Genomic DNA, 25,880 nt, shown 5'->3' with positions numbered 1-25,880 from the left:
CACGCGGGATGATCACTTCGTGGCTGAAACCCTGAACCATGACCTGGTCTTCGTGACCTTCCTGGTAGGTGTTGCCAACGGAGTCGGCGGTGAAGGCGCCGGCAGTGATCAGGCCTTGTTTCTCGCCGGTAACGGACATGTACGCTGGTGTAGCCATGGAGGTGCTCCTTGCTAAAAGTTAGGGTGCCCGGGAGGCGGTATCGCCCGGTGGGTGCCTGACTGTTATCAAGGAGCGTGCCAGAAATGATTAACACTATATAAATCAGGTGGTTGAATGGATTTATTCCGCGACGAAAGGATTTTTGGCAAGGATCACCCGAAAAAGTGCGCAAGAAGTTGCGCACTACTGCGCAACTTTTTGCGCACTTGGCTACAGGCCTTTGGTTACAAGGCCTGTAGCACTTTTAGAGGGCATTTCAGAAAAACAACTGCGCAACTTCTTGCGCATGATGGCGATAAGGCATCTGTTAGGTCTGAACTGTTTAATGGAGAAAGATTGGCAACCTGAAACGGAGCGAAAACCACGCTTTTGTGCATTTTAGATCTGCTGATTAGTCGGGTACTGGGTCGATCTTATGAAAAGTCGAGCCTGTTCGGCGTCACGAAACTGGATTTTGGATTTTGGATTTTGGATTTGGAGTCAACCGCGTCTGTGGCAAATTCGGCGAGAGTCAAAGCATGGGGGGCGTCGCGCATGCTATTGGCCGCAGCACGGTAAGGGGGGGCGGGTTCACCACCTCCGGCACCGCCTCGATGCACTTGGTTCCACGCGCTTCAAGATCGACAGTGCGGATCTGGTTATACCGCACCCCCCCTTGCGTCTCGGTGCCGGACCCGCTCAGCGGCACCGTGAAGCGTGCCCGGCGAAGTTGCTCAATGTAGTGATCCTGAATTCGTGTTGGGGAGGCTGATGACTAGCCGAGATACGACCACTTGAGCTTGCCCAAACCTTGTTTGATGTGGCTCGCGTTTTCCTCAATAGCTTCAAGAGCTCCACCGACATTGTCGCCTACAGCTGGCGAATCCCGCTATTCCCCCCACAACGTCAAATCCAATATCGCCGCCTCCAGGGCGAGTTGATTGTGGTAGATCCTCTCCAGCACATCGGGTAGTGACTATTCACCTGGTACGGGTCGACTCCTTTCGAGAAAACCCCAAGCATCGCAGCGGCAGAGGTGAAGAGGTTTAGGGCAAAATTAGGGCAGATTCAGGGCCGCCATAGACCGCAGGGCGCCATGAACAAAGGACGAAAGCACCGTATTTTCTGGCCTTAAGCGGTATGCAGGGTCGCAAGAAGGGGTTCGAATCCCTATCTCTCCGCCATTACATAGAAAAAGCCCCGTAGCTGAATAAGCTACGGGGCTTTTTCGTTTGCGCAGGTTTTTCCGCTGGGCCATTTTCGCTCTCGTCCTACTTTTACCCGGGTTCTGGTGTCGGATGAGTCAGCGCTGCAGCGTAAGAAAAATATGCATATTTACGGGAAAACTGACGCCACCGAGTCTCTTTAATTACCAACCCCCGTATCTATTGGTCATCCTGCGAATCAAGTGTTTTCCCGCGAAATATCCCCTCACATTGAAAGACTTTGCCTCAAAAATTCCTCATCTACTCTGTTTTCACAGATCACTGATCTGTCGTAATCAGCAGTCGCAAGGAGCGATCAATGTATTTTGAGATTTACAGGCAAACCCGTGGTATCGCACAAACCGGCAAGGGCCAATGGCGCTGGCGTTTGCGGGCGGGGAATCATGAAACGATTGCCAGCGGGGAGGCTTACGTCAACAAGTCTGATTGCGTGCACGCCATCAGCTTGATCAAAGGGACTCATGATCAGACCCCGGTCAAGGAGATATAAGCTCCAGGACGGTGAAGCTGCTCAGTCGGAGCAGCTTCGTTTTTTCGGGCTCCCTGTTTTTATGGATCAGGTCATTTGCCAGCCTGCATAGACGCCGATTACGACACCTCCCTAAACTGTCTCCCAGTCTTGGGGACCGGGGTGCAATGGATGAATCGCAATGAGCTGCGCAAGGCCGACATCAACCTGATGGTGGTGTTCGAAACATTGATGCTCGAACGCAACGTCACGCGGGTGGCGGAGAAGCTGTTCCTCGGTCAACCGACCATCAGTGCGGCGCTGAACCGTTTGCGGACGATGTTCAATGATCCGCTGTTCATACGGGTCGGCCATCGCATGGAGCCGACGGCGCGGGCCGAGGAAATTATTCTGCACCTGTCGCCGGCGCTGGATTCGCTGTCTGTGGCCTTGAGCCTGACCCACGATTTCGATCCGCTCAGCAGCACCATGACGTTTCGCATCGGGCTGTCGGACGATGTCGAGTTCGGCTTGTTGCCACCGTTGCTGCGTGCTTTGCGCCAGGAAGCGCCGAAGGTGGTGTTCGTGGTTCAGCATGTCGACTATTGGCGCATTCCCGATCTGCTGGCGTCCGGTGATATCACCGTCGGTATCAGCCAGACCCGCGGCTTGCCGGCCAACGCCAAGCGCAAATTGCTGCGACACATCCAGCCCAGCGTATTGCGCGCCGATGCCTCCGAGACGCCCCTGACGCTTGATGAGTATTGCTCGCGGCCGCATGTGCTGGTGTCTCACACCGCCAATGTCAGTGGCTACGCCGATGAATGGCTGGCGGAGATCGGTCGTACTCGCCACGTGGTGCTGTCCGTCCCGCAGTACAGTTCTTTGCCGGCCTTGCTCGCCGGCACCGATCTGATCGCCAGCCTGCCCGATTACACGGCCGAGGCGATGGCCGCGTCCGGCCAACTGTTCAAGGAACCGTTTCCGTTCAAAACACCGACCCTGGATTTGTCCATGGTCTGGCTCAGCCATGTTGACAGCGATCCAGCTGAACGCTGGTTACGTTCGCGCCTGGAAGCGTTCATGAGTGAGCGGCCGATCCTTCCGCTGTCCCGGTGAGCAGGGCGGCGCTGTGTTATATGTACGACCTTTCTGCCAATCTTCAGGAGTCCCGTCATGCCTCACCTGCACATGGAATACACCGCCAACTTGCCCGAACTGAATACCGATGTAGCGTTGATGCGACTCAACAATGCGCTGATGGCTTCCGGTCAGTTTGCGGCCGAGTTCGATATCAAGAGCCGTGCAGTGAAGGTCGAAAGCTTCAAGGTTGGCACCGCATTGGGCGAGCGCGCTTTTGTGCATGTCAAGCTGGCGCTGTTGAGCGGGCGTTCGCCGGAGATCAAAAAGCAGTTGTCTGAAAGCCTGCTGGCCGTGGTGCAGGACTTGTGCGAATGGCCGGCCAACGTAGAAGTGCAGTTGTGTGCGGAAATTCTGGATATTGATCGAGAGTCCTACACCAAGACTGCCATCGGCCTCTGACAGGCTAGGTCTTGGGTTCAGAGCAAACCTTGTTCACCACAGGCTTTGACCACTTGCTCGCGAAGCCAGGTATTGGCGCTGTCCTGATCCCTGGCTTCGCTCCATTGCATGTCGAGGGTAAATCCTGGCAAGCCATTCGGTGCTTCGCAATGACTGAATACCGCCTCATTGGCCAGCAGCGTTTGAATGCGCCGCGGTAGCGTCAGGATGAAGTCGGTGCCGGTGATCATCTTGAGGGCTGCCCTGTAGCTGTTGGATCGCGCGATAAGCTGTCGTTTGTGATCGACCCTGTGGGGGTCGAAGGTCTTGTGTGGAGGGGGCGCGTGACGATGTTCAACGAACGATCGCAAACCTGGACGCGATTCCAGCGGGGTTGCGCGTTTATCGAAGACGTAAATCAGCTCGTCTTCGATCAGCCTCCTGGATTTGAAGTCAGAGTGGCTGTGTTGAAAGTCGGGACCGAAGCAGATCACCAGATCGAGACTGCCATCGCGCAGTTCATCGACGGGCAGGGCGGTATCGAGTTTTTGCACATTGACGATCACCGGCAGGTTGGCGAAGTCGAAGTTCCTCAACAGCCGCGGCAGCACCAGCAGTTCGAAGTATTCCGACGCGCAAATGTTGAACGTGACGGCTTTTAGAGTCGGATCAAAGGCTTGAGCTCCGGAATGGCAGAAGTTGATGCCTTCCAGAATCTTCAGCACATGCTCGTGCATGGTGGTGGCTTTGTAGGTCGGACGCATTCCTGATCGGGTGTTGATGAACAAATCATCGTTGAAGCCGGTGCGCAGCTTTTTCAGCGAGTAGCTGACGGTGGACTGGCTGACCCCGAGGGTTTCGGAGACGGCGGTGACGCTGCTTTGTTCATACACGGCGACGAACACCATGAGGTCCTGCATATCGAGCTTTCTAAGTAAATTGCTGTTAAGCATCTGCCCCATCTCGATGAACTCCCTGTTCTGTTTTGAGCGCAACCTATCCACAAAAGGATAACGGAACGATGGTGCCAAGAGAATGCTTTGTAGGAAACTTCATTGTCAGATGTGGGACACAACGTGTAGGTGACACGACCTGCGCGTTCAAATCGCCAGCCATATCGCCCAGCGCGTTCTGGCCTGGAGGGGGTTCAGGGATTATCTGGATCAGCGCGGACCGCGCGAAAGTGATCGGTATCAGGCCACCAGGCGCTGAATATCCCACCCGGCCAAGCACTGAAGTTACGCCCGGACACTTGGCTGCGGTCGATCACTAAACTGAAGTTATATGTTAATAAGTCTTATTACAGAAAGCCGTCTTGCGCGCATACGCTGACAATTTGTTCGCGAAACCAGTTGTTGGCGCTGTCTTGACCTGGTTTCTCGTTCCACAACATGTCCAGTGTGAAGTTCGGTAAACCCATCGGCGGTTTGCAATGGCTGAATCTGGATTCATTACTGATCAGCATCTGGATGCGTCGAGGCAGAGTGAGAACGAAATCGGTCCCGGGGATCATGTTGAGTGCCGCAACGTAGCTATTGGCCCGTGCGACAATTTGGCGGGTGTAGTCCCATTTGCTGAGCCAGCCATCCACCATATTGGTGTCTGAAGTCCATGGGGTGGGGAAGATATGCTGGCGTGCGACAAAGGTGTCCAGGCTGAACTCACCCTCTGGAGGCGCGAAGTTTTTATCGACAACGCAGACCAGGTCATCTTCCAGCAGTACTTGTGATTTCAAGTTTTTAGCGCTGTGATGAAAGTTGGGGCCGAAACAAATGACCAGGTCGAAGCGGCCATCGATAAGTTCTTCGTTAGGAATGTCTCTGTGGAATTTCTGGATGTTTACAATGACCGGAAAGCTACTGCCGATAAAACGTTTCAATAAGTTTGGAAGTATTAAAAGTTCAAAATATTCGGGTGCGCAAATATTAAAAGTGATTTCTTTTTGCGCGGGGTCGAATGAGTGCAATCCGGAATGGCATATGTTTATGGTTTTCAGGATTTTGAGAACATGGCTGTACATCGTGGCGGCTTTGTGTGTTGGCCACATGCCATTGCGGGTATTGATGAAGAGCTCGTCGTCGAAGCTCGTGCGCAGCTTCTTCAGGCAGTAACTCACCGTGGACTGGCTGACGCAAAGGGTTTCGGAGACCTCGGTGACGCTTCTTTGTTCATACACAGCCACGAAAACCATAAGGTCCTGCATATCCAGTTTTCTTAGCAGATTGCTATTAAGCATAAAAGTCCGTCTCGGTGAAAATCCATGTGTGTCACTTTACGTCGTGTTTTGTGACAAGGTTGTTTATTTATATATTAGTGGAAGCAATTGGTTTTTTAAATAGTCTGTCGGAAATTTCCTCAATATATTCTCGTACCACTTACAGAGAACCCCGAGCAGGGATAGGAGGGCGAAGTGTTGGTACGCGTCACGGAAAGTCAAACGCCGTTATGGATGCAGGCGACTGAAGTTGTGAAAGAAAAGTTTCGCAGCTCTTATAAGGCGTCCGTAGAACCGAGCCCGCAGTACTTTGCGGTCACCCAAGACAGCGAGGAACGTATTCTTTCTTGCGCCGGTATAACTTTTGCGGATCACCGCACACTGTTCTCGGAGCAATACCTGTCGCAACCGATAGAAACGATTCTGTCCCAGCGTTTTGAAAAGATGATCGATCGATCAGTTATTGCCGAAATAGGTAGTTTGATTTCTCATCATCTGACGGCCGGAATGATCATGGTCAACATGGTGCCGCTGTTGGCCTGGTGCATGGGGGCTCAATATTTGCTTTGCACCGTCACCCCCCGGGTTCGGGAAATGATGGAAAGCTGCCAGATCGATTTCGAACCGCTGCTCACGGCGGACCCCCAGCGCCTGGCCGATGATGGTGGCAAGAACTGGGGAACCTACTACTCGAAATTGCCTGTCACCGGATTTATCCGCGTGGACCCGAAACGCTCGCGATTTGCAGCCATGACCCTCGGTACCCTGTTCACTCAGCTGCCAACCGATTTACCGGCGAGGGCGCAGCCATGAGCGGCTTCATTGCGGATTTGCGGCTTGCGTTGCAGGTCAATCGTCAGAAGGTCTGCGCGATCGATTGTGCTCCGTCCGGTCTGGAGCACGCCGCTGTCATGACCTATGGCGAGCTGGAATCCCGGGCGCTGAATCTGGCGGCAGAACTGCAGCGGCGTTTCGACACGGCGGCTCACGGCGATCACGTTGTGCTGGGAATTGCGACGCGTAACAGCAGTGACTGGCTGATTGCCGATCTGGCTTGCCTGTTTGCCGGAATTACCGCGCTGCCTTTGCCGCTGGCGTTCAGTCAGTCCCAGGCCGAGCACCTTGCCGAGCGTTGTGACGGGTTTTTGGTGGATGCCGCAGGCGAGCGGACGTTGGCGGAGCGGTGGATGCTCGACTTTCCCGACAGCCGCCTCAGACGTATCGGCGAACCTGCCCTGGAGCAGCCGTTGTTGCGAGAGCCGGACGGCGATAGCGCCTGGATCTGCAAAATCATTCACACCTCGGGGACTACCAGCCGGCCCAAGGGCGTGCGCCTGAGCACGGCGGCGGTGGGGGCGGTGTTGGCTTCCCTGCGCCAAGGGATGCCGGTCGATGCCCATCGCAGTTACCTGTCGCTGGTGCCGTTGAGCCTGCTGCTGGAGCAAGTGACCGCCGCGTATTTACCGCTGCTGGCCGGCGGGATCGTGCATTTCCTGCCTGAAGGCGAGGCGTTGCTGGGGGAGCCGGGGACGTCACCGCAGCGTTTGATCGAGTGGATCCTGCGGGTCGAGCCGACGGCCTTGACGGTGCCACCGGTGATGCTCAATCGCTTTCACGAGCGATTGACCGAAGGTGGCGCGCAGGGCGAGCGCCTGTCTCGTTACCTGCATTCGGGGGTGCATATCACCTGCGGCGGCGCGGCCGTCAGCATCGATATCCTGCATGCTCTTGCCGAGGACGGTATCCCGGTGTTCCAGGGTTACGGACTCTCCGAGAACGCCTCGGTCGTCAGTATGAATACCTTGCAGCACCAACGTCTGGGCAGTGTGGGCAGGCCGTTGCCGCATGTTCAGGTGCGTATCGGCGCCGACCAGACCATTGAGGTCAAGAGCAGTTCGTTGTTCAGCGGCTACTCGGGCAAGGACCCGAGCGCCTGTTCGATGTCCGACGATGGCTGGATGGACACCGGAGATCTGGGAGAGCTGGACGCTGATGGCTATCTCTATGTTCGCGGTCGCAAGAAAAATGTGATCTGCCTGCCCAATGGCCGCAACGTCAGCCCGGAACAGGTCGAGTTGGAATACCGCGAATACCCCGGTGTGCGCGATGCCGCTGTGTTTTTCGATGAGGCCCATGGCCTGGTGGCGTTGTTGTGCGTTGAGTCGACGCCGGATCACGATGAGCTGGCCACCTGGTCAGCCCGGCGCTTTTCCGACATCGAACGCCCGAGCCGCCTGTGGTTGCTGACCAAGGACGACCCATTGCTCGAGCAACTCTACACCGTCACCGGCCGTCCAAAGCGCGCCGACATCGCAACTGTTTTTGCCAATCTGCAAGGGAATGCATCTGATGAACACACCTGCCTATCACTGTGAAAGCCCCGACGTATCCATTATTGAGCCGCGTCATTTCGCCAGCCTGGGCAAGGCCGAGCTGTACGAGTTGCTGGGGCATTACGGCGTCGTCCTGTTACGTAACTGCATCCACAATGCCGAGGATTTCAGCGCCTATGTGAAGCAGAACAGCTCGCGGCTGAGCCTCGACCCGGCGCGGGTCATGGTCGGTGGAGCCGCGCAGCTGGTGGACGCGGGCCGCCAGGCGATCGGTCTGCACTGCGAGAATGGCAACTCGCCGTTCTGGCCGGACATCACCTGGTTCTATTGCCAGGAGGCGCCGCGCACAGGCTCGCAAACCACCTTGTGCGACGGTGAGAAAGTACTGGCGAAGCTGTCATCCGCCTGCCGCACATTTTTCGAGGACAACCCGATTCGCTACAGCCGCACCGTTGCCGGCGACAAATGGCGTCGGCTGGTCTGCCACTATTCGCCGGCGCTCTCGGACCCGGCGGCGGTCGGGATCGAAGACCTGATGCAGATCATCGGCGACGATCCGCAGACACAGATCTCCTTCAATCCGTTTGATGATTCTATTCACTACGCCTTCACTACCCCGGCGATCCTGGTCTCCGAATTCAGTCAGCGTCCAGCGTTTGCCAACAGCATTCTCGGACCGTCCTTCAACTATGAAGTGCCGGTGATCGATACGTCGTCCGGGCAGCCCATTCCCGGCGAATTCCTGCGCGAAATTGCCGAGATTTCCGCGCAATACACCTACCCCGTCGGCTGGCGTGACCATGACATGGTGATGATCGACAACCGCCGGGTCATGCATGGCCGTGAGGCCATCGTCGACGAGCGCCGCCGTATCTTCAACGCCCTGAGCTACCGCTGAGACCTATTAATGAAGACCAATAACAATCAGATCATTTCTGGTCAGTACGAGACGTATATCGACGGTGAGGGTCGCCAGATAGTCGATCTGGCCGGCGGGTTTGGCTTTCAGGTGCCGGCGGTGATCGAGGCGGTCAGCCTTCAGGCGCAGAGCATGGGGCTGTCCAATCGGGTGCTGATGTCCGACCCACTGATCGCTTTGTGCCGTCGCCTGGCCGAGCTGCTACCGCAGCCGCTGGTCAGCTCTTATGTGTGCAGCTCCGGCGATGAAGCATTCGAAGGCGCCTTGAAACTGTGCAAAGGCCTCAAGCCCAAGGGCAAGACCATTGTCGTTGTCCAGGGCGGCGACTATGGCTCGCTGAGTTACGGACGTTGCCTCAGCACGCCGCAAGGCTATCTGGAAATGCAGCGTTTCCTGGGCTTCGAGCTCGTGGCGATCAGTCACGTCCGTGACCTGGACAAGGTGGACTGGAACGATTGCTTCGCGGTTTGCCACACCAGCACCGTGATGGGTGAGGATGGTCGCTTGCGCCTGATAGAGCAGGTGCTGCTCGATCACTTGTATGCCGCGGCGGCCAAGGTGTCGGCGCCGGTCATCGCGGTCGATGTGCAAAGTTGTCTGGGGAGCCTGGGCACGCTGTTCGGATTCCAGCGTTATCGCAATACCCCGGACATTGTGGTGTTGGGCGGACCACTGGGCGGCAGCGCGATTCCCATCGGCACCTATACCTGCAGCGAACAGATGGCCTGGCAGGTCTATGGTCGCAGCAGCCCGGCGAAACATGGCAGCACCACGGCCGGTAATCCGATGGCCTGTGTGGCCGCCATGGCGGCACTGGATTACGTGCAGGCACACGACTTGCCCCGGCAGTGCCTCGATAACGGCCTGATTCTGGCGCAAGCGCTCGCCTCATTCGGCGCTGTCGCTTGTGGTGCCTGGGTCAGCCTGCCGCTGCCAGCCGACCTCAAACCCGCCGAATTGTGCGAGGAACTTTATCAGCGTGGTGTCTATATCAGTGCACCCCGTGGCCGCGAGTTGATTCTGCGTTGCCCGATCACCGCACGAGCCGAACACATCCAGCGCGCATCCCGGATCCTCAAGGAGACTTTAAGCCATGTCCTTAACGCTACCGCATGAACAACTGCTGGATGATTGCCAGCGGCACTGGAGTGCCTCGGCGGCCAAGCTCTATCGCCTGGGTAAAACCAGCGTCGAAAAGGAAGCCGATGGCATCTATGTCACTGACCATGCCGGCAAGCGCTTTATCGACTGCGCATGCAGCTATGGGGTGTTTATCGTCGGTCATCGCAATCCGATGGTGCGTGAGCAGGTGCAGACCCAGCTGAACCAGATGGCCTGGGTTCCGGAAGGTCGGGTGCATCCGCTGCAAGGCGCATTGTCCGAACGCCTTCGGAATCTGGTGCCGGGTGATTGGGGGGATGTGCAGTTCATGGTCTCGGGTGCCGAAGCTATCGAACAGAGCATGCGTTATGTGCTCAAGGTGCAGCAGCACCGGCGCGGAATCGTGGTAATGAGCGATTCCTATCACGGCAAGACGCTGGCGGCGATGAGCATTCTGGGGCAGAAACAGCATCACCGCAGCTACGGCACCGAGGCCTCGGAAGTGACTTACGTGCCATACGGTGATTTCGCTGCCTTGCAGAGAGCGGTGGGCGAAGGGGTGTGTGCCGTGTATGTCGAGCCGATTCTGGGGGGCGCCCACTTACAGGTTCCGCCCGTGGGTTACATGGCGAATATCCGCGCCCTGTGCGATGCCACCGAAACCTTGCTGGTGGCCGACGAAATCCAGACCGGTTTCGGCCGCTGTGGCAAGTGGTTCGCCGTGCAATACGACGACGTCGTGCCGGACATCATGATCCTCTCCAAAGGCCTGACGGGGGGCTATACCTCGTTTGCCTGCGCGATGTACAGCCGGCGACTGGCCACGCAATACCCGCTGAGCGAGATCGAGCCTGACCAGCGGACCAATGGCGGGCATCCGGTGGCGTGCGCTTCGGCGCTGGCCGCTATCGATTACATCGAGCAGCACAACCTGGTCGAGCAATCACGGATCAATGGCGGTTTGCTGCGCCATGGCCTGCAACGGCTGGCTCAGCGTTATCCGCAGATCGTCGAGGATGTGCCCGGTGTGGGCTTGATGACCGGCTTGCGCTTGCGCGGTTCGGTCTACGAAGCGCTGATGAGCATGGAGTTGGGCAAGCGTGGCGTGCATGCCGGGCATTCCATGAATGAAAAGGCCGAGCATCCGGTTCTGCGGTTTTACCCGCCGCTGAACATCACGCCCGAAGCACTTCGGCATGTCCTGACGATGACCGAGGAAGCCCTGGAGGCGATCGCCCGGCGCCCGAAGCTGGCGGTCAAGGCGTTTTCTCTGGTGGTCAGAAACATGTACCAAATCCCCAACAAGCTACTGCGCAGCAAAGGGAAGCCCTGATGTTCAATCCCGATACGTTGACCCTGCGCGAAATGGCCGGTCTGCTGCGCCGCGGTGTGCTGACCAGCGTCAGCTTGCTGGAGTTCTACCTGCAGCGTATTGCCGAACGCAATCGGCAGATCAATGCCCTGATTCAACTGGAGTCTGTCGACGAACTGCGTCGACAGGCCCGGGAGGCCGATGAGATGGCCCGCATCGGAAAGTTTCGTGGCCCTTTACACGGGGTCCCCATGACCATCAAGGATGTCTGTCATGTGCGCGGCTTCCGAATGTCGCGAGGCTTGGAGGAACTGCTGGGCGAGGCCAGTCAGGAGGATGGCACGGTCGTTGCCCGGCTTCGGCAGGCGGGTGCAATCATCCTTGGGATCACCAATGTTCCCGAGCTGTGCATGGCGTTCGAAACCGACAATCTGCTGTATGGCCGCACGCTCAATCCTTATGACGGGCAGCGCTCCGCCGGCGGTAGCAGTGGCGGTGAAGCGGCGGCCATCGCGGCCGGTTGCTCGCCGGCCGGGCTGGCCTCGGATGCTTGCGGCAGTGTACGGATTCCGGCGCATTTCAACGGTATCTGCGGCATGAAACTGACCCAGGGGCGTGTGCCGTTGACCGGCCAGTTTCCCAGTGATCGCTCCGGGCTGTTTCATCTGACGTCGGCGTTTGGCGTGATGGGGCGTTATGTCGACGATCTGGCGTTACTCGGGCACCTGATCAGCGGCGCCGACGGTCACGACCCGGACACCGTTGATGTGCCGTTCGCCGACAGCAAGCCGCTGGCCCAATTGCGTGTCGCCCTGTCCTGGGAGTCCACCAGAACCCGGGTGAGCCCGGCGGTGAAGCAGGTTCTGCAACGGGTCGAGAGTTGCCTGGGCAGTGTGGTGGCGCAGGTTACACCGACGGCTCCGCAGATGCTCGACGAGGCCTGCGATGTGCTATGGCGGGTTTTCATCACGGGCGCGGATGCCGGGCGGGGCTGGAAGCACCTGTTCCAGTCCATGGACAAACAGACCTTTACGCCCGCCACCACAGAGTTGATTCGCTTGAGCGAAGAGGTCGAATTGAGCGTGGATGAAATGAAGCGCGACTGGATTCTGATCGATACGTTTCGCTATCAACTGGCGAATTTCTTCAATCAGCACGATCTGTTCATTTGCCCGGTGTTCCCGGACGTGGCGTTCGCTCATGGCGAGTCCTTGCAGGATCGTGATCGCTATGCCTTTGTGTTTCCGTTCAGCCTCTCCGGTTCACCGGCGGTGGTCATTCGCGCGGGGCATGATCCGGTCAGCGGGATGCCGATCGGCATCCAGATAGTCGGCCCGCACTGGCAGGAAGAGCGGCTGCTGGTTGTGGCCAGTTTCCTTGAGCGCGAACTGGAGCGCTGGAGCCCGGTCGCACCGTAGGACGCCGTCACTCTCTGAAGGATCTCAAGCCGTAACGGTTTTAGCGTTACGGCTGGTGATCACCAATGCCAGCATGCCGACACCCACCAGCACGGCACCGGTGACTTCTATCAGCACCGGTTGCTGTCTGAGCCAGAACCAGTGAAACAAGGTGACAAACAGCGTGTTCAAGTAGACGTAGGAAACTACCGTTGACGGGGAAATCACTCCGATTGCCCGATGCAGCAGCCAGAATGTCGCGAGGGTGCCAAACAGCGCCAGGTATACAAGCCAGAACATATCGCTCGACGACAACTGCGCGCCGCTGCGCCAACCGCCGTTGAACAGACAGAACACAAACAGAAACAGCGAACCGAAAAGCATGTTCCAGAAGGTCATCGCCACCGGGTTGCGCCCCTTCAAGGTCTTGACCTTGAATCGCTGGCTCAGTGGCGAATAAAGCGCCATCGCCAGGCAGCCGACGCCGAAGACCAGTACCGGGTACAGTGCCGGCAGTTCGCCTGGAGCCGTCCCTTTGAGAATCAGCAGCAGGGCGCCGATCGCTGCAATCGACATCGGCAACAAACGGCTCTTCAGGCTTGGGCTCGGCAGCAGGAGCACCTCAAGAAGCAACGTCATCAGCGGCACCAGCGTGTACAGCGTCGCGGTATTGACCGCGCTGGTATAGCGCAGCGCTTCAAACAGCGAACCAAAATACGTCGCCAGCAGCAGCCCGAGAACTGCATGCGCCAGCAGGCCTCTGGCCGAGATCGGTGAGGTGTTTTTCAATAACAGCAGTGGCAAGAACATCAAGGCTGAAAACAACAGACGCAGCCCGGTCAACAGGATTGGATCTACCGATTGGCTGACCTCTGCCGCCGCAAAGAAAGACGATGCGATCAGCATCGCCCAGATCAGCATGCCCCAGTGAGCTTCTGCAAAACCGACGTGTTTCATGAATTCTTTCCCCTGCGTTTGATCGGGCCTGTAGGCGCCAGCACCGCTGGCTCCTACGAAAAGCAGGACCTTGGAAAACTATTGGATATGCAGCGCGTATTGCCTTGGGTTGAAGCGCAGCACCATCACGATCATCACCGCCATCACCGCTGTGAGTGACCACCAGGCCCATTCGAAGCTACCCAATTGGTCGCGAATCATCCCGGCAATCAGCGGCGAGAGGCCCGCGATCAGGTAACCGATGCCTTGTACAAAGGCCGTCAGGCCGCCGGCTCGACGCGGGTTATCCAGGTGATCAAGGGACACGATCAGGCTCATCGGGAACAGGCCGCCAATGCCCAGGCCCAACAGGCAAGGCCATAGCAGGCTGAAGCGTTCCGGGCTGAGGATCAGGCCGCAGAAGCCGGCCATGATCAAGGCCAGCAGAACGACCAGTACCAGACGCTTGTCCTGGCTACGGTTGGCAATCGCGGGGGTTATCAGTCCGGACACGACTTCCATGGCCGTGAGAAACCCCAGCAATAAACCGGCATTCTGTTCGCTCCAGCCTTTTTCCACGTAATACGGGGCTAGCCAGGCCAGTACACAGGTGTAGGAAGCGGTGCCCAAACCGAAGAAAATCGCCAGCAACCAGGCCCGTGAGTTACCGGCAAAGGACTCCTGGCGCCCCATCGGCGCCGCCGGCAATGGCGGGATCGCCGAGCGTTGGGCAAGCCAGAAGACCAGGGCAACCAGCGTCAGGAGTGCCCAGATTGCCAGGCCCATCCGCCAACTACCGGTTTGCGCCAGGACGAAAGGCGAGAACGATGCCGCAATCGCCGCTCCGCCCATGATCGAGGTGACGTACAAGCCCATGAACAGCGAAACGTTGTCGCTGAAGCGTGACTTGATCAGCGCCGGCATCACCGCCTGAATGAGGGCGATCCCCAGCCCGGCCAGTACCGCGCTGAGGATCAGCTCCAGGGCGCTGTCCAGGTACAGCCGCGAGACCGTGGCCACCCCGATGATCAACAAGGACAGGATGATGGTGCGGTGTTCGCCAACCCGTTGCGCAATGCGCATTCCCAGGAACATCGCCAGGCCCATTGCCATGACGGGCAGCATGGTCAGTAGCGAAGCGGTACTGAAACTCAGGGGAACATCCCCGCGAATGGCCGACAACAACGGCCCGACAGCGGCCATCGAAGGCCTCAGGTTCAGTGCCACCAATACCACGCTGAGCATCAGCCATCCGGCATAGGCGCTTGAAGTGCGAACGTTTTCCATAACGGAGCCCCAAATATACAAGTCTGTGATTAGGCCGCTGCATGCCAGCAGGGGCAAACTGAAATGTCGCTGGGGCTATCGAGAAATTAGGTTGGTTACTGGAGGAAATGTTTAGTCAATCTGCAACCAAGGTTCATCAAGTCTGGATTTAACGGCTTATCTGCCCGTGTGACGCTGCTTTGCATCTGTTTACCGCGGTCTTTTCCATGGACGTCTGGCTGATCGGAATCAAACACGAGGGGGCGTCTGGCGCCACTTCAACCCTTCAGCCACGTCGCCTCTACAGGCCTGCCTGCGCGCCAAGCCTGTCTGCACTTCCTTCTGAACTGGCCTTCTGGGCGCTGTGGCACTGCCGCCACGCGCGCCCGCCGGATTCGTACATGTCCCGTTGAGTGTTCTTACAGGTTCCGCGCGGTGCGCCGGAATCAAACTGGCTACGCTTGTGCGTTTGCCTGACGCGGATAGACGAGAATTCCCATGAGCTGTGCGACAACATCCTTTGCCACGAAAGAACAAGCCCTGACCTTCCTGGAACACAATCGCGATATCGAGCTGTTCGAGCTGTTCATCCTCGACAACAACGGTGTGCCAAGAGGCAAGTTGTTGCATCGCGATGAGCTGCTGGCGGTGTATGAAAGCGGGCGGCCGCTGCCGAGCACCATTCTGGGGCTGACCATCAATGGCGATGATGTGGAAAATTCCGGGCTGGTCTGGGACGTCGGTGATATCGATTGCCGGGCTTACCCGATCAGCGGAAGTTTGCAGCGCATGCCGTGGCGCTTGATTCCCACGGCGGCGGTGCAGGTCAGCATGCATCCAGAAGAGGGCATGCCCGCGACCATCGCCGACCCCCGGCACCTGCTGGCCAAGGTCATCGAAGGTTTGCAGGCCGACGGCTATTACCCGGTGATGGCGGCGGAGCTGGAGTTCTATCTGCTGGATCAACAGCGCGACAGCAGCGGACGGCCGCAGCCGGCGCGGGATGTCGACGGCGGGCGGCCACGCGCCACGCAGGTTTACGGCCTGCGGGAACTGGAGCAGATCGAGCCGTTTCTGGCCGACCTCTACAGCACCTGCAAACTTCAGGGCATTCCAGCGCGCACGGCGATCTCCGAATATGCGCCGGGGCAGGTGGAAATTACCCTCGAACACCGCACCGACGCTTTGCAGGCGATGGACGAAGCTGTTCGGTACAAACGGCTGGTCAAGGGCGTGGCTCACAAGCACGGGATGGCGGCCTGTTTTATGGCCAAGCCTTTCGATGACCTGGCCGGCACCGGCATGCACATGCACGTCAGTCTGGCGGACAAGGACGGCAACAACCTGTTCGCCAGCGAAGCCCGGGACGGCACGCCGCTGCTCAGGCAAGCGGTCGGCGGGATGCTCGACACGTTGCTCGATTCGTTGCTGCTGTTCTGTCCAAACGCCAACTCCTATCGCCGTTTTCAGACCAACAGCTACGCACCACTGGCGGCCACCTGGGGCGTGGACAACCGCACCGTGAGTTTGCGAGTGCCCGGCGGGCCGGCGTTCTCCCGGCATATCGAACACCGCATCTGTGGTGCCGACGCCAACCCGTACCTGGCGGCTGCGGCGATCCTGGCCGGAATTCATCGCGGCATCCGCGAGCAGCTTGACCCTGGGGCTCCCGTGGAAGGCAATGGTTATGCTCAGGCCACGCAATTATTGCCGACCGACTGGTTGACCACCCTGCGAGCGCTGGAGGCTTCAAACTGGGCGCGGGAGGCCTTCGGCGGTGAGTTTCTTGGCGTGTATCTGGCGGTGAAACGTGCCGAATACCGGCAATTCATGGGCGAAGTCGGTGAGCAGGACTGGCGCTGGTATCTGCACCAGGCCTGAAGCCCGTCTCAGGGTTGAAAGTTTTGGCCTGATGCCATGAGCCAACTATTCGTTGGCTTCTTTTTCACGAAAAATTGATGGTTGACTGCATAAGCTCTCGTGCTGCCGTGGGAAATGAAATTTTCACATTTGCCGAAGGCGCTTCTTTTCAGGAACAGCCGATCACCATGTTGAAGTTCAAAGCCGTGCGCCCTGAATGGGTGACGTTGATTGCCAGCACTTTTTTATTGGCGGGGTTCAATTCGGTTCTCTGGCAACACCTCTTCGATATCACCGCCGCAGACGGTCAAGGTATCGTCATGCGTGTTGCGTTTGGGCTGATGATCCTGGCGGCCTTCAACATTGTGCTGACCTTGCTGGCATTCCGGCCCGTGATGAAGCCCGTGTTGACGCTGATCTTTATGATCAGCGCCAGTGTCGCCTACTTCATGAGCCAATACGGTGTGCTGATTGACGCCGGTATGTTGCGTAACCTGGCAGAAACCAATGCCACGGAAGTGCGCGACTTACTCTCCGTGAAGTTGTTTATTTATATTGTGTTTCTCGGGGTCTTGCCGTCGTGGTTGTTGTGGAAGATTCCCGTCAGTTACCGTCGCTGGCACCGTGAGCTATTAAGTAAAGTGCTGGTGAGTGTCGCATCGATTGCAGTGATCGGCGGTGTCGCCCTGGTCAACTATCAAGGCCTGTCGTCGTTGTTTCGCAATCACCATGAATTACGCCTGATGGTGGTGCCGAGCAACTACATCGGTGCCTCGGCCGGGTACCTGCGTGAGCAAGTGGTGTCTGCACGGCAACCTTTTGCCAAACTGGGTGAAGATGCCCGGAAAACTCCAGCCTGGCAGGCCCACGACCGTAAATCCCTGACGGTACTGGTGGTGGGTGAAAGCGCTCGGGCCGAGAACTTCGGCATCCTGGGTTATAACCGCGACACCACGCCGAAACTGAATAAAGAAGCCGGTTTGATTGCCTTCACCGATGTGCATTCTTGCGGCACGGAAACGGCTGTGTCGGTGCCTTGCATGTTCTCCGATATGGGCCGCAAGGATTACAACGCCAGTAAGGCAAAGAATCAGGAAGGTTTGCTGGACGTGCTCAAGCACGCCGGTCTCGAGGTGATCTGGCGCGATAATCAGTCGGGCTGCAAAGGCACCTGCGATCGGGTCACTGTTGATGATGTGAGTAACCTGAAAGACCCGGTGCTGTGTGCCAACAGTGAGTGCCGCGATGAAATTCTCCTGCAAGGTTTGCAGCACTTCATCGACACGCTGGATAAAGACACCGTGCTGGTACTGCACCAAATGGGCAGTCACGGTCCGGAATACTTCAAGCGCTACCCGAAAGAGTACGAACACTTCACGCCAGTGTGTGAAAGCAATGCGCTGAACAATTGCAGCCGCGAAAGCATCGTCAATGGCTACGACAATACGCTGGTGTACACCGACCATGTGCTGTCGACCCTGATCGATCTGTTGCGCAGTAATCAGGGCAAAGTCGATACCGCCATGCTTTATCTGTCGGACCACGGCGAGTCGCTGGGCGAATACAACCTGTTCCTTCATGGCACGCCTTACATGCTGGCGCCGGAACAACAGAAGCATGTAGCGATGCTGGCGTGGTTCTCCGACAGTTATCAAAAGTCGTTCTCGGTGGACACCCATTGCCTGCAACAGGGTCGCGAAAAACCCCTGAGCCAGGACAATCTGTTCCATTCGATGCTGGGTCTGCTGGAGGTCAGCAGCAAGGTCTATAACCCGGGGCTGGACATGTTTGCCGGATGTCGCGGTGCCGTGAGCGACGGTGTGCTGGCCAAAAAGTGAGCCCGCCGACCTTTTTTTCACGCCCTGATCGTTAATTTGCCGTCAGCCAATATTCCAATAAGAGCCATTGCACATGTCTGCGCAGCCCCCATCCGCCATCGAACTGGAGTTCGCCCGGCGCTACGATCAGGAACACGCCCGCGTCTGCCATCAGCCGCGACCGCGTGGCCTGGCGGGGCGTTTGACGTTCTGGCGCGATGAGCGACTGGTGCGTAATGCGCTCCAGGTCGCTGGTGAGCCGGGATTGATTCTTGATGTGGCCTGCGGTGCCGGGCGCTTCTGGTCGGTACTGGCCGAGCATGCGAACCGGGTGATTCTGGCGACCGATCCATCGCAGGACATGCTCGATCACGCCCGTACGCATCATCCGCAGCATCTGCTGGAGCGGATCAAGACCTTCCAGAGCTCGGCCTTCACCATCGGTTTATCGGCGAACGCGGTCGATTGCATTATTTGCATGCAACTGTTTCAACACATCGCCTGTCCTGAGCATCGCTTGGCCATGTTGGGTGAATTTCATCGGGTCAGTCGCGATACGGTGATTGTGGCGGTGCGAGTAGATGCGCATTTCAAGCTCCGCCGATCAGGTGTGGAAGGCGCACAGGTCCAGCCGCAGGCGAGCAAGGCCGAGCTTGAGGCCGAGTTCAGGCAGGCGGGTTTCCACTTGCTCAGCCATCAGGACTTCCTGCCGGGTTGCGCCCGGATGCGAGTCTACGTGTTGCGTAAGGGCAGTTAGTCTTCCCCTGTCAGACTATTCTTGCTGTCCAGCAGGTATTTTCGCCAAAGCTCTTGTTCAGTGGATGCGCGGAAATCGTCAGGGGCGATATATACTGCGCGCCATTCTTCAAGGGAGAGCCGTGTGGCCATCGATATTCACTGGATTCGCGACAACGATAGCCTCGGTCAGTTTTGCGCCGAGTGGCAGCAGCTGCCATTCGTTGCCCTCGACACCGAATTCATGCGGGTCGACACCTTTTACCCGATTGCAGGCCTGCTGCAGATCGGCGATGGCGTACGCGCTTACCTGATTGACCCTCTGACCATCGACAACTGGCAGCCGCTGGCCGCATTGCTGGAGAACCCGGCGGTGGTCAAGGTCGTGCATGCGTGCAGCGAAGACCTCGAAGTCCTGCTGCGCCTGACCGGCAGCCTGCCGACGCCGCTGTTCGACACCCAGCTGGCCGCCGCTTACCTGAATCTTGGTTTTTCCATGGGGTATTCGCGGTTGGTGCAGGAAGTGCTCGGCATCGACTTGCCCAAGGGCGAGACCCGTTCCGACTGGCTGCAACGTCCGCTGTCCGACACCCAGATCAGCTACGCCGCCGAAGATGCCTTGCACCTGGCGGAAGTTTTCGTACAACTGCGTCCGAAGCTTTCCGACGAAAAATACGCCTGGGTTTTGGAGGACGGTGCCGAGCTGGTGGCCAACCTGCGTCGCGAGGTCGACCCGTACGAGGTCTATCGCGATGCCAAACTGGCCTGGAAGCTGTCCCGCGCCCAACTCGCCGTGTTGCGTGAACTGTGCGCCTGGCGTGAACGCGAAGCCCGCGCCCGTGACCTGCCGCGCAACCGCATTGTCCGTGAGCATTCCCTGTGGCCGTTGGCGCGCACGCAACCGGACAACCTCGGCGCGCTGGCGAAAATCGAAGACATGCACCCGCGTACCGTGCGTCAGGACGGCGAGTTTCTGCTTGATCTGATCAAGCGCTCTGGCAGTGTGGCGCCTGATCAATGGCCACCGGCGGTACCGGAGCCGTTGCCGGTGGAAGCCGCCGCGCTGGTCAAACAGCTGCGCGCCATTGGCCAGGCTGAAGCCGAGCGCCTGAGCATCGCGCCAGAACTGATGCTGCGCAAGAAAACCCTGGAAGCGCTGCTCAAAAGCGGCTTCCCCAATGGTCCCTACCAATTGCCTGATTCGCTGCGTGGCTGGCGCCGCGAATTGATGGGCCAGGCGCTGCTCGACAGCCTGGCCACCGCCGGAGAACAGCCTTGAAACGTATTTGCTCCATCTATCGAAGCCTGAAGAAAAACGAGATGTACCTCTATGTGCTCAAAAGCGATGCACTGGAGCGCGTCCCGGAAAGTCTGATGGCCGCTTTCGGCAAGCCGCATCACGCTTTCGACCTGGTGCTGACGCCCGAGCGCAAGCTCTCGCGCGAAGACATCACCGTGGTGCTGGAAAACCTCGAGAAGCAGGGCTACCACCTGCAAATGCCGCCGGCCGAAGACGAATACATCGAGCATTTGCCGGAAGAATTGCTGCGCCGCAACGACCCGATGTAATCGGCAGACAGGCTCTGTTCAGAGCCTTTATGAAACACTGGAATGATTTTGGCGATGGCCAGGGTGATGGAGTGATACTCCGTCGGCGGCCGTCTGCACTGTTTTTGAAAGGTTTGAACCATGCGCGTTCTGATTGCTGAACACGACCACCCTGTATATGCTCAACTGTTGCGTCAGGCAGCGCCTGATCTGGAAGTATTGACCAGTGGCGACTCCGCCGAACTGGCCCGGCAGGCCGCCGACTGCCAGGTCTGGCTCGGTCAGCCGGACTTGCTGGCGACGCTGTTGCGTCAGGGCCATCTGCCTGCATGGCTGCAGTCGACCTGGGCCGGCATCACGCCGCTGCTGGCCGACGGCCTGCCACGGCACTATCGCCTGACTCGCGCAGTGGGGATTTTCGGTCAGGTCATGGCCGAATACGTACTGACTTACATGCTCGGCCACGAGCGCGAAGTGCTGGCGCGGCTGGTCAGCCAGGTCGAGCGCAAGTGGGACAACCGGCAGGGTCAAGGCCTGGCGGGACGCAAGGTGTTGATTGTGGGCACCGGTGACATCGGTCAGACGGTGGCGCAGTTTCTGCTGCCGTTTGGCGTCGAGTTATATGGCATCGCCAGCACTGCCCGGGAGCTGGCGCCTTTTGTCGAGGTCGGGGCGCTGGCTGACTTGCCGCGCCTGGTCGGTGAAATGGATTATGTGATCAATCTGCTTCCGAACACCCCCAATACTCACGACCTGTACGACGCTGCCCTGTTCAAGCAATTCAAGCCGAGCGGGTTGTTCATCAACGTTGGGCGTGGAGTGGCGGTGGTCGATGCGGACCTGGTGGAAGCCTTGAAAGAAGGGCATCTGGCCGGAGCTGTGATCGACGTCTGTCGTCAGGAGCCGCTGCCGCAACGTCATCCGTTCTGGACCGCGTGGGGCCTGCTGCTGACCGGCCACAGCTCGGCACCGACCTCACCCTCGAAGATGGTGACGTTGTTTGTCGAAAACCTGCGGGCGTATCAGGCGGGCGAAGCGTTGCGTGGGGAAGTGGATTTCAATCGCGGGTATTAAAAACACCACAATCAGAAATGTGGGAGCGAGCCTGCTCGCGATGGCGGCATGTCAGTCGACACTTATAGAGACTGATACACCGCCTTCGCGAGCAGGCTCGCTCCCACATGGGTTCTATGTTGTTGGTTAGAGGGTGAATTCACCTTCAGCCGCCAATTCGCTCAGCGGACGACGCGGGCTTGGCTCTTCGCGTGCTTGCAGGTACTCGGCCAGCGTCGCTTTGTCGCCCAGCTTGCCGATCGCCACCGCCGCGTGCAGCGCATAACCCTCAGGAATATTCAGCTCTTTACGGGTCAGTTCCTGATCGAAACCGGCCATGCCGTGGGTGTGCCAGCCGCTGATGCTCGCTTGCAGCGCCAGATGCCCCCAGGCCGAACCGGTGTCGAAGGTGTGCCATAGCGCCGGCGTTTCTTCGGTGGCGCCAGGTATCGCAAAGGTGGTTTTCGAGATCACGATGACCAGCGCCGAGGCGTGCTGCGCCCAGCTGCGGTTGAACTCGTTCAGCAGGCCCAGATAGCGCTCCCAGTTCGGCGTGTCGCGACGCGCATAGAGAAACCGCCAAGGCTGCGAGTTGTACGCCGATGGCGCCCAGCGCGCGGCTTCGAAAAAGCTCAGCAGGGTCTCTTCGGGGATGGTTTCGCCGGTGAAGGCGCGGGGCGACCAGCGATCGGTGAACTGAGGGTGAATGGCGTAATCGGCAACGCGTGGGTTAGCACTCATTAAGAGATTCCTTTACGTTTGAAAGTGAGGACGTCTAAAAAACGGCGGGTGCAGTTGAACGGAGCAATAGGGTTTTTCGAGAGCCTGGGCCGTTCACCTGAATGCAACGCGGTTGAGCGTTAATGGCACGTGGGTACGACTCCTTGCGACTGGCAAAGCTACCGGGCGGCGCGAAATCTCACAAGTGTCGTTGTACCGGCAGTCGCCAATGCTTGGCCCGCCGCTGCCTTGGCACTAGACTGGCGGCCTTTTCACCATCTGATGTTGATGCTTGAGCCATGGCCGCCAAAGTCGAACCGTTCTGGATACGTAAAACCCTCGATCAACTCGATCAAGAGGAATGGGAGTCGCTGTGCGATGGCTGTGGTCTGTGCTGCCTGCAAAAGCTCGAGGATGAAGACGACAACGCGGTCTACTACACGCGCATCGCCTGCAAACTGCTGGACCTCAAAACCTGTCAGTGCACCGATTACCCCAACCGTCGCGACTTTGTGCCCGATTGCATCCAGCTCACGCCGGGCAAGGCCGATGAGTTCAAATGGCTGCCGCCGACCTGCGGTTATCGACTGGTCAGCGAAGGCAAGGACCTGCCGCTCTGGCATCACCTGGTGTGCGGTGACCGCGAGGCGGTGCATCACGAACGTATTTCCCAGTCCGGGCGCATGCTCGCCGAAGGCAGCGTGGCCGAAGACGATTGGGAAGATCACCTGATTTTCCGCGCGGGTTAATGTGTGGCGAGGGCGCTTGCTCCCGCTTGAGTGCGTAGCACTCACAAAATCGGCAGTGATTAAAAGAATTTGGGGCCGCTACATAGCCTAGCGCGAGCAAGCTCGCCACACCAGGAGTGTGTATGACTGTGGGAGTGCGGCGGGCGTTGGCTGTCGGGCTGCTGGCCCTGAGTTTGCCCGTGTGGGCGGCGAAGAAAGTCGATCTGGATTATCACGTACGCCTGTTGCCGCAAAGCGATCAGGCGGAAGTGCGCTTGACGCTGGCCCAAGGCTCGGCGGTGCGCAGTCTGGATTTCGACTTGGGTGACGGCAGTCACTACAGTGATTTCAAGGCCGATGGCCAATGGCAGCTCACACCGGGCAAACAGGCCCGTGGTGTCTGGCGCCCGACCGCCGACAAGGCCAGCCTCACCTATCGCGTGCGCATCAGCCATGGTCGCAAGAGCGGCAGCTTCGACACCCGCATGACTTCGACTTGGGCATTGATGCGTGGGGACGATCTGGTGCCGGCCGCCAGACTTGATCAACAGGACGGCATCGAGCTGGTTTCACGCCTTGAATTCGAATTGCCCAACGGTTGGAAAAGCGTCGAAACCGCCTGGCCGCGGATCGGCAAAAACAAGTTCCGGATCGATAACGCCTCGCGCCTGTTCGACCGTCCCACTGGCTGGATGCTCGCCGGTCATCTGGGCAGCCGTCGTACGCGACTGGGGGAAACCGAAGTCACCGTCGCCTCACCCCAAGGGCAGGGCATGCACCGTATGGATGTGCTGACGCTGCTGACTTTCGTCTGGCCGCAAGTGCAGGCGGTGTTTCCAAATCATCCCGGCAAGCTGCTGATTGTCGGTGCCAACGACCCGATGTGGCGCGGCAGCCTGGCCGCGCATGAATCGATCTACCTGAACACGCATCTGCCAATGATCAGCGAAAGCGGTAGCAGTGCCTTGGTGCGTGAGTTGGCTCAAGTGTTCGGACCGATCAACGACAGCCAGCGCAGTAACTGGATCAGTGAAGGGTTTGCCGAGTATTACGCCATCGAACTGGTGCGCCGCGCAGGCGGCATGAGTGATGATCGCTATGAGAGTTTGCAGGGCAAGTTGACCAAGGACAGCCAAAAGGTCAGCACTTTGCGCGGTGAACAGATCAACCCGGCGCAGGTGGCCAAGGCGGTGGTGTTGCTACAGGAACTGGACCGCGAGATTCGCCTGAAAACCCGCAACAAACGCTCGCTGGATGATGTGCTGCGTGGGGCGATGCAGTTGGAGAGTGTGGATACGAAGGCATTCGTTCAGCTCGCGCAAAGCGTTATTGGCGAGTCCTCCAGGGTGCTTGATACCGAGTTGCTTCAGTAAAGATCAAAAGATCGCAGCCTTCGGCAGCTCCTACAGGGTGTACGCCATCCCAATGTAGGAGCTGCCGAAGGCTGCGATCTTTTGATCTAAAAAGGTTAAACCCCGGCCTTCGGCGAGTTCAACGAATCATTACCCGTCACAGTCGCCGTGCGGGTTGCCGCTTCGGCATTGGCTTTCATGCGGCTCAGCTCATCCCCGGCGCGCTCGATCCTTGCGCGTGCGTTTCTCATGTCCTGACGGTTCTTTTCCAACAGGCTTTTCGCCGCGCAATGCCCGGTGATGCCACGGGCCAGGGCTATGCCGCCGATGGCTACCTCAAGCAACCCGAACACGCCACCGCGTCGCAGGCCCTTGCTCAGCATGACCACGCCACCTGCCAGAGAGCCCGCGCGTTCCCAACCATGAACGTTCTGTACGGATTGGCTCTGGAACGGGGTGGTTTCGATACGCTCTACAGGATTGAACTCGCTCATGATCTGTCTCCAGGCAGGGAAGGGCTGCTTCAGCAATAGATAGTTAAGCTGACTGCCCGGGCGAGCGGCTTGTTCCATCGAACATGAGGTGATTCAGCGGAATTTCGGGCCCGAGCGGGTGTTGTTGCCCTTGGCCATGCGGTCGTACAGCACGACGTTGACGGTGGCTGCCAGGTTCATGCAGCCGGTAGTCGGGATGTAGACCACGTCTTCGCACCAGTCGCGGATTTCTTTATCCAGCGAGCCGTCTTCGGGGCCGAAGATGTAGAGGGCGCGATCCGGGTGCGTGTATTCCGGCAGCGAGCGGGCACCGTCGACCAGTTCCACGGCGACTGGGACACAGCCCAGGGGCAGGATTTTCTTCAGGTCGTCGATGCCGATCAGCGGAATGTCGTAGTGGACTTTCTTGGTGTCGGTGACGAAATCGGCGGCGCGTTCATAACGCTTGCCGGTGTAAAACACCGATGCCACGCCATAGCAGCCGGCGGCGCGCATCACCGAACCGACGTTCTCCGGTGATTTGGGGTTATACAAACCAATGCAGCTGTACCGTTTGTCTGCCACGAGCGGGGTGCCTTCGGGGAAAAAACGGCGATTATACGGGGATTGGGGGAGGGGTGTTCAGTTTGGAGATTGGTGGTGTTTGGGCAATAGCAATCGCGAGCAGGCTCGCTCCCACATTAGATCTTGGGTGTTCACAAATACTATGTGCACAGAAGATCCCCTGTGGGAGCGAGCCTGCTCGCGATGAGGCCAGTTG

25 protein-coding genes and 1 pseudogene are annotated in these 25,880 nt (G+C 58.2%); 17 read left to right on the top strand and 9 right to left on the bottom strand.

The window, feature by feature from the left end:
• Both tssD and KGB14_RS05370 read right to left on the bottom strand, forming a co-directional pair.
• Nucleotides 1-157, bottom strand: a 157-nt coding sequence (gene tssD / locus KGB14_RS05375) for a type VI secretion system tube protein TssD (protein WP_223484440.1), incomplete at its 3' end; no start/stop codon positions are given.
• Between the two features lie 757 nt (nt 158-914).
• A pseudogene (locus KGB14_RS05370) lies at nt 915-1,103 on the bottom strand (hypothetical protein).
• 560 nt (nt 1,104-1,663) lie between these two features.
• Between KGB14_RS05370 and KGB14_RS05365 the strand changes: the two are divergent.
• The 3 genes from KGB14_RS05365 to KGB14_RS05355 all read left to right on the top strand — a co-directional run bounded on the left by KGB14_RS05365 (nt 1,664) and on the right by KGB14_RS05355 (nt 3,355).
• Complete coding sequence (locus KGB14_RS05365) at nt 1,664-1,855, top strand: YegP family protein (protein ID WP_008074435.1); 192 nt, start codon at nt 1,664-1,666, stop codon at nt 1,853-1,855.
• A gap of 150 nt (nt 1,856-2,005) precedes the next feature.
• Nucleotides 2,006-2,932, top strand: coding sequence for a LysR substrate-binding domain-containing protein (locus KGB14_RS05360; RefSeq protein ID WP_223484437.1), 927 nt, complete (start codon nt 2,006-2,008; stop codon nt 2,930-2,932).
• Between the two features lie 57 nt (nt 2,933-2,989).
• Entirely contained in the window at nt 2,990-3,355 is a 366-nt protein-coding gene (locus tag KGB14_RS05355) for a 5-carboxymethyl-2-hydroxymuconate Delta-isomerase (RefSeq protein WP_223484436.1), read from the top strand.
• Between the two features lie 17 nt (nt 3,356-3,372).
• Here KGB14_RS05355 and KGB14_RS05350 read toward each other — a convergent pair whose 3' ends face one another.
• On the bottom strand, nt 3,373-4,287 hold the full coding sequence (locus tag KGB14_RS05350; protein WP_223484435.1) for a LysR family transcriptional regulator: 915 nt from the start codon (nt 4,285-4,287) through the stop codon (nt 3,373-3,375).
• Nucleotides 4,288-4,634: 347 nt separating this feature from the next.
• Complete coding sequence (locus tag KGB14_RS05345; RefSeq protein WP_223484434.1) at nt 4,635-5,570, bottom strand: LysR family transcriptional regulator; 936 nt, start codon at nt 5,568-5,570, stop codon at nt 4,635-4,637.
• Nucleotides 5,571-5,744: 174 nt separating this feature from the next.
• On the opposite strand from KGB14_RS05345, the gene KGB14_RS05340 reads away from it, so the two are divergent.
• The 6 genes from KGB14_RS05340 to KGB14_RS05315 are packed head-to-tail and all read left to right on the top strand — an operon-like array spanning nt 5,745 to nt 12,632.
• Nucleotides 5,745-6,362 carry a thermostable hemolysin gene (locus KGB14_RS05340; RefSeq protein WP_223484433.1) on the top strand — a complete coding sequence of 206 codons (618 nt, stop codon included), beginning with the start codon at nt 5,745-5,747 and terminating at the stop codon, nt 6,360-6,362.
• Entirely contained in the window at nt 6,359-7,924 is a 1,566-nt protein-coding gene (locus KGB14_RS05335; protein WP_223484432.1) for an AMP-binding protein, read from the top strand. The genes KGB14_RS05340 and KGB14_RS05335 overlap by 4 nt, the downstream gene beginning before the upstream one ends.
• Nucleotides 7,899-8,780 (top strand): TauD/TfdA family dioxygenase, encoded by an 882-nt coding sequence (locus KGB14_RS05330; protein WP_223484431.1) that lies wholly within the window; start codon nt 7,899-7,901, stop codon nt 8,778-8,780. Before KGB14_RS05335 ends, KGB14_RS05330 begins: the two co-directional genes overlap by 26 nt.
• A gap of 9 nt (nt 8,781-8,789) precedes the next feature.
• Nucleotides 8,790-9,917 carry an aminotransferase class III-fold pyridoxal phosphate-dependent enzyme gene (locus KGB14_RS05325; protein WP_223484430.1) on the top strand — a complete coding sequence of 376 codons (1,128 nt, stop codon included), beginning with the start codon at nt 8,790-8,792 and terminating at the stop codon, nt 9,915-9,917.
• A complete protein-coding gene (locus KGB14_RS05320; RefSeq protein WP_223484429.1) occupies nt 9,895-11,235 on the top strand; it encodes an aspartate aminotransferase family protein in 1,341 nt (446 codons plus the stop codon). The genes KGB14_RS05325 and KGB14_RS05320 overlap by 23 nt, the downstream gene beginning before the upstream one ends.
• Nucleotides 11,235-12,632: an amidase gene (locus KGB14_RS05315; RefSeq protein WP_223484428.1), complete on the top strand. Its 1,398-nt coding sequence runs from the start codon at nt 11,235-11,237 to the stop codon at nt 12,630-12,632. Before KGB14_RS05320 ends, KGB14_RS05315 begins: the two co-directional genes overlap by 1 nt.
• Before the next feature lie 24 nt (nt 12,633-12,656).
• Here the strand turns inward: KGB14_RS05315 and KGB14_RS05310 are convergent, their stop codons facing one another.
• On the bottom strand, nt 12,657-13,568 hold the full coding sequence (locus KGB14_RS05310) for a DMT family transporter (RefSeq protein ID WP_223484427.1): 912 nt from the start codon (nt 13,566-13,568) through the stop codon (nt 12,657-12,659).
• A gap of 78 nt (nt 13,569-13,646) precedes the next feature.
• Nucleotides 13,647-14,834 (bottom strand): cyanate transporter, encoded by a 1,188-nt coding sequence (locus KGB14_RS05305; RefSeq protein ID WP_223484426.1) that lies wholly within the window; start codon nt 14,832-14,834, stop codon nt 13,647-13,649.
• A 477-nt stretch (nt 14,835-15,311) separates the two neighbouring features.
• Here KGB14_RS05305 and KGB14_RS05300 point away from each other — a divergent pair, with 477 nt between their 5' ends.
• The 6 genes from KGB14_RS05300 to KGB14_RS05275 all read left to right on the top strand — a co-directional run bounded on the left by KGB14_RS05300 (nt 15,312) and on the right by KGB14_RS05275 (nt 21,847).
• Nucleotides 15,312-16,694 carry a glutamine synthetase family protein gene (locus tag KGB14_RS05300; RefSeq protein ID WP_223484425.1) on the top strand — a complete coding sequence of 461 codons (1,383 nt, stop codon included), beginning with the start codon at nt 15,312-15,314 and terminating at the stop codon, nt 16,692-16,694.
• Nucleotides 16,695-16,861: 167 nt separating this feature from the next.
• Nucleotides 16,862-18,511: a phosphoethanolamine transferase gene (locus tag KGB14_RS05295; protein WP_223484424.1), complete on the top strand. Its 1,650-nt coding sequence runs from the start codon at nt 16,862-16,864 to the stop codon at nt 18,509-18,511.
• A 73-nt stretch (nt 18,512-18,584) separates the two neighbouring features.
• On the top strand, nt 18,585-19,247 hold the full coding sequence (locus KGB14_RS05290) for a class I SAM-dependent methyltransferase (RefSeq protein ID WP_223484423.1): 663 nt from the start codon (nt 18,585-18,587) through the stop codon (nt 19,245-19,247).
• Nucleotides 19,248-19,370: 123 nt separating this feature from the next.
• Nucleotides 19,371-20,504, top strand: a complete 1,134-nt coding sequence (gene rnd, locus KGB14_RS05285; protein WP_223484422.1) for a ribonuclease D — start codon at nt 19,371-19,373, stop codon at nt 20,502-20,504.
• Nucleotides 20,501-20,794 (top strand): YcgL domain-containing protein, encoded by a 294-nt coding sequence (locus KGB14_RS05280; protein ID WP_007898694.1) that lies wholly within the window; start codon nt 20,501-20,503, stop codon nt 20,792-20,794. Before rnd ends, KGB14_RS05280 begins: the two co-directional genes overlap by 4 nt.
• 120 nt (nt 20,795-20,914) lie before the next feature.
• Nucleotides 20,915-21,847 (top strand): D-2-hydroxyacid dehydrogenase, encoded by a 933-nt coding sequence (locus KGB14_RS05275; protein WP_223484421.1) that lies wholly within the window; start codon nt 20,915-20,917, stop codon nt 21,845-21,847.
• Nucleotides 21,848-21,973: 126 nt separating this feature from the next.
• Here KGB14_RS05275 and KGB14_RS05270 read toward each other — a convergent pair whose 3' ends face one another.
• Nucleotides 21,974-22,567 carry a nitroreductase family protein gene (locus tag KGB14_RS05270; protein WP_223484420.1) on the bottom strand — a complete coding sequence of 198 codons (594 nt, stop codon included), beginning with the start codon at nt 22,565-22,567 and terminating at the stop codon, nt 21,974-21,976.
• Between the two features lie 278 nt (nt 22,568-22,845).
• Here KGB14_RS05270 and KGB14_RS05265 point away from each other — a divergent pair, with 278 nt between their 5' ends.
• Together KGB14_RS05265 and KGB14_RS05260 are read left to right on the top strand one after the other, a co-directional pair.
• Complete coding sequence (locus KGB14_RS05265; RefSeq protein ID WP_052966452.1) at nt 22,846-23,295, top strand: YcgN family cysteine cluster protein; 450 nt, start codon at nt 22,846-22,848, stop codon at nt 23,293-23,295.
• Between the two features lie 122 nt (nt 23,296-23,417).
• On the top strand, nt 23,418-24,647 hold the full coding sequence (locus tag KGB14_RS05260; RefSeq protein ID WP_223484419.1) for a hypothetical protein: 1,230 nt from the start codon (nt 23,418-23,420) through the stop codon (nt 24,645-24,647).
• Nucleotides 24,648-24,742: 95 nt separating this feature from the next.
• Here KGB14_RS05260 and KGB14_RS05255 read toward each other — a convergent pair whose 3' ends face one another.
• Together KGB14_RS05255 and KGB14_RS05250 are read right to left on the bottom strand one after the other, a co-directional pair.
• Entirely contained in the window at nt 24,743-25,120 is a 378-nt protein-coding gene (locus tag KGB14_RS05255; RefSeq protein ID WP_223484418.1) for a DUF2892 domain-containing protein, read from the bottom strand.
• Between the two features lie 93 nt (nt 25,121-25,213).
• Entirely contained in the window at nt 25,214-25,684 is a 471-nt protein-coding gene (locus KGB14_RS05250) for an RNA methyltransferase (RefSeq protein WP_007942196.1), read from the bottom strand.
• Nucleotides 25,685-25,880 lie beyond the last annotated feature (196 nt).

Source organism: Pseudomonas sp. A-RE-19, assembly GCF_019956555.1.
Lineage (GTDB): Bacteria > Pseudomonadota > Gammaproteobacteria > Pseudomonadales > Pseudomonadaceae > Aquipseudomonas.
This window is presented reverse-complemented; position numbering and strand designations above follow the sequence as displayed.

What these genes read in the sequence shown, in the direction of transcription:
- KGB14_RS05265 (WP_052966452.1), top strand. Translation starts at nt 22,846, where the DNA reads ATGGCCGCCAAAGTCGAACCGTTCTGGATACGTAAAACCCTCGATCAA.
- KGB14_RS05335 (WP_223484432.1), top strand. Translation starts at nt 6,359, where the DNA reads ATGAGCGGCTTCATTGCGGATTTGCGGCTTGCGTTGCAGGTCAATCGT.
- KGB14_RS05295 (WP_223484424.1), top strand. Translation starts at nt 16,862, where the DNA reads ATGTTGAAGTTCAAAGCCGTGCGCCCTGAATGGGTGACGTTGATTGCC.
- KGB14_RS05255 (WP_223484418.1), bottom strand. Translation starts at nt 25,120, where the DNA reads ATGAGCGAGTTCAATCCTGTAGAGCGTATCGAAACCACCCCGTTCCAG.
- KGB14_RS05300 (WP_223484425.1), top strand. Translation starts at nt 15,312, where the DNA reads ATGAGCTGTGCGACAACATCCTTTGCCACGAAAGAACAAGCCCTGACC.
- KGB14_RS05310 (WP_223484427.1), bottom strand. Translation starts at nt 13,568, where the DNA reads ATGAAACACGTCGGTTTTGCAGAAGCTCACTGGGGCATGCTGATCTGG.
- KGB14_RS05350 (WP_223484435.1), bottom strand. Translation starts at nt 4,287, where the DNA reads ATGCTTAACAGCAATTTACTTAGAAAGCTCGATATGCAGGACCTCATG.
- KGB14_RS05270 (WP_223484420.1), bottom strand. Translation starts at nt 22,567, where the DNA reads ATGAGTGCTAACCCACGCGTTGCCGATTACGCCATTCACCCTCAGTTC.
- KGB14_RS05365 (WP_008074435.1), top strand. Translation starts at nt 1,664, where the DNA reads ATGTATTTTGAGATTTACAGGCAAACCCGTGGTATCGCACAAACCGGC.
- KGB14_RS05355 (WP_223484436.1), top strand. Translation starts at nt 2,990, where the DNA reads ATGCCTCACCTGCACATGGAATACACCGCCAACTTGCCCGAACTGAAT.
- KGB14_RS05325 (WP_223484430.1), top strand. Translation starts at nt 8,790, where the DNA reads ATGAAGACCAATAACAATCAGATCATTTCTGGTCAGTACGAGACGTAT.
- KGB14_RS05320 (WP_223484429.1), top strand. Translation starts at nt 9,895, where the DNA reads ATGTCCTTAACGCTACCGCATGAACAACTGCTGGATGATTGCCAGCGG.
- KGB14_RS05305 (WP_223484426.1), bottom strand. Translation starts at nt 14,834, where the DNA reads ATGGAAAACGTTCGCACTTCAAGCGCCTATGCCGGATGGCTGATGCTC.
- KGB14_RS05360 (WP_223484437.1), top strand. Translation starts at nt 2,006, where the DNA reads ATGAATCGCAATGAGCTGCGCAAGGCCGACATCAACCTGATGGTGGTG.
- KGB14_RS05315 (WP_223484428.1), top strand. Translation starts at nt 11,235, where the DNA reads ATGTTCAATCCCGATACGTTGACCCTGCGCGAAATGGCCGGTCTGCTG.
- KGB14_RS05260 (WP_223484419.1), top strand. Translation starts at nt 23,418, where the DNA reads ATGACTGTGGGAGTGCGGCGGGCGTTGGCTGTCGGGCTGCTGGCCCTG.
- KGB14_RS05345 (WP_223484434.1), bottom strand. Translation starts at nt 5,570, where the DNA reads ATGCTTAATAGCAATCTGCTAAGAAAACTGGATATGCAGGACCTTATG.
- KGB14_RS05290 (WP_223484423.1), top strand. Translation starts at nt 18,585, where the DNA reads ATGTCTGCGCAGCCCCCATCCGCCATCGAACTGGAGTTCGCCCGGCGC.
- KGB14_RS05275 (WP_223484421.1), top strand. Translation starts at nt 20,915, where the DNA reads ATGCGCGTTCTGATTGCTGAACACGACCACCCTGTATATGCTCAACTG.
- KGB14_RS05330 (WP_223484431.1), top strand. Translation starts at nt 7,899, where the DNA reads ATGAACACACCTGCCTATCACTGTGAAAGCCCCGACGTATCCATTATT.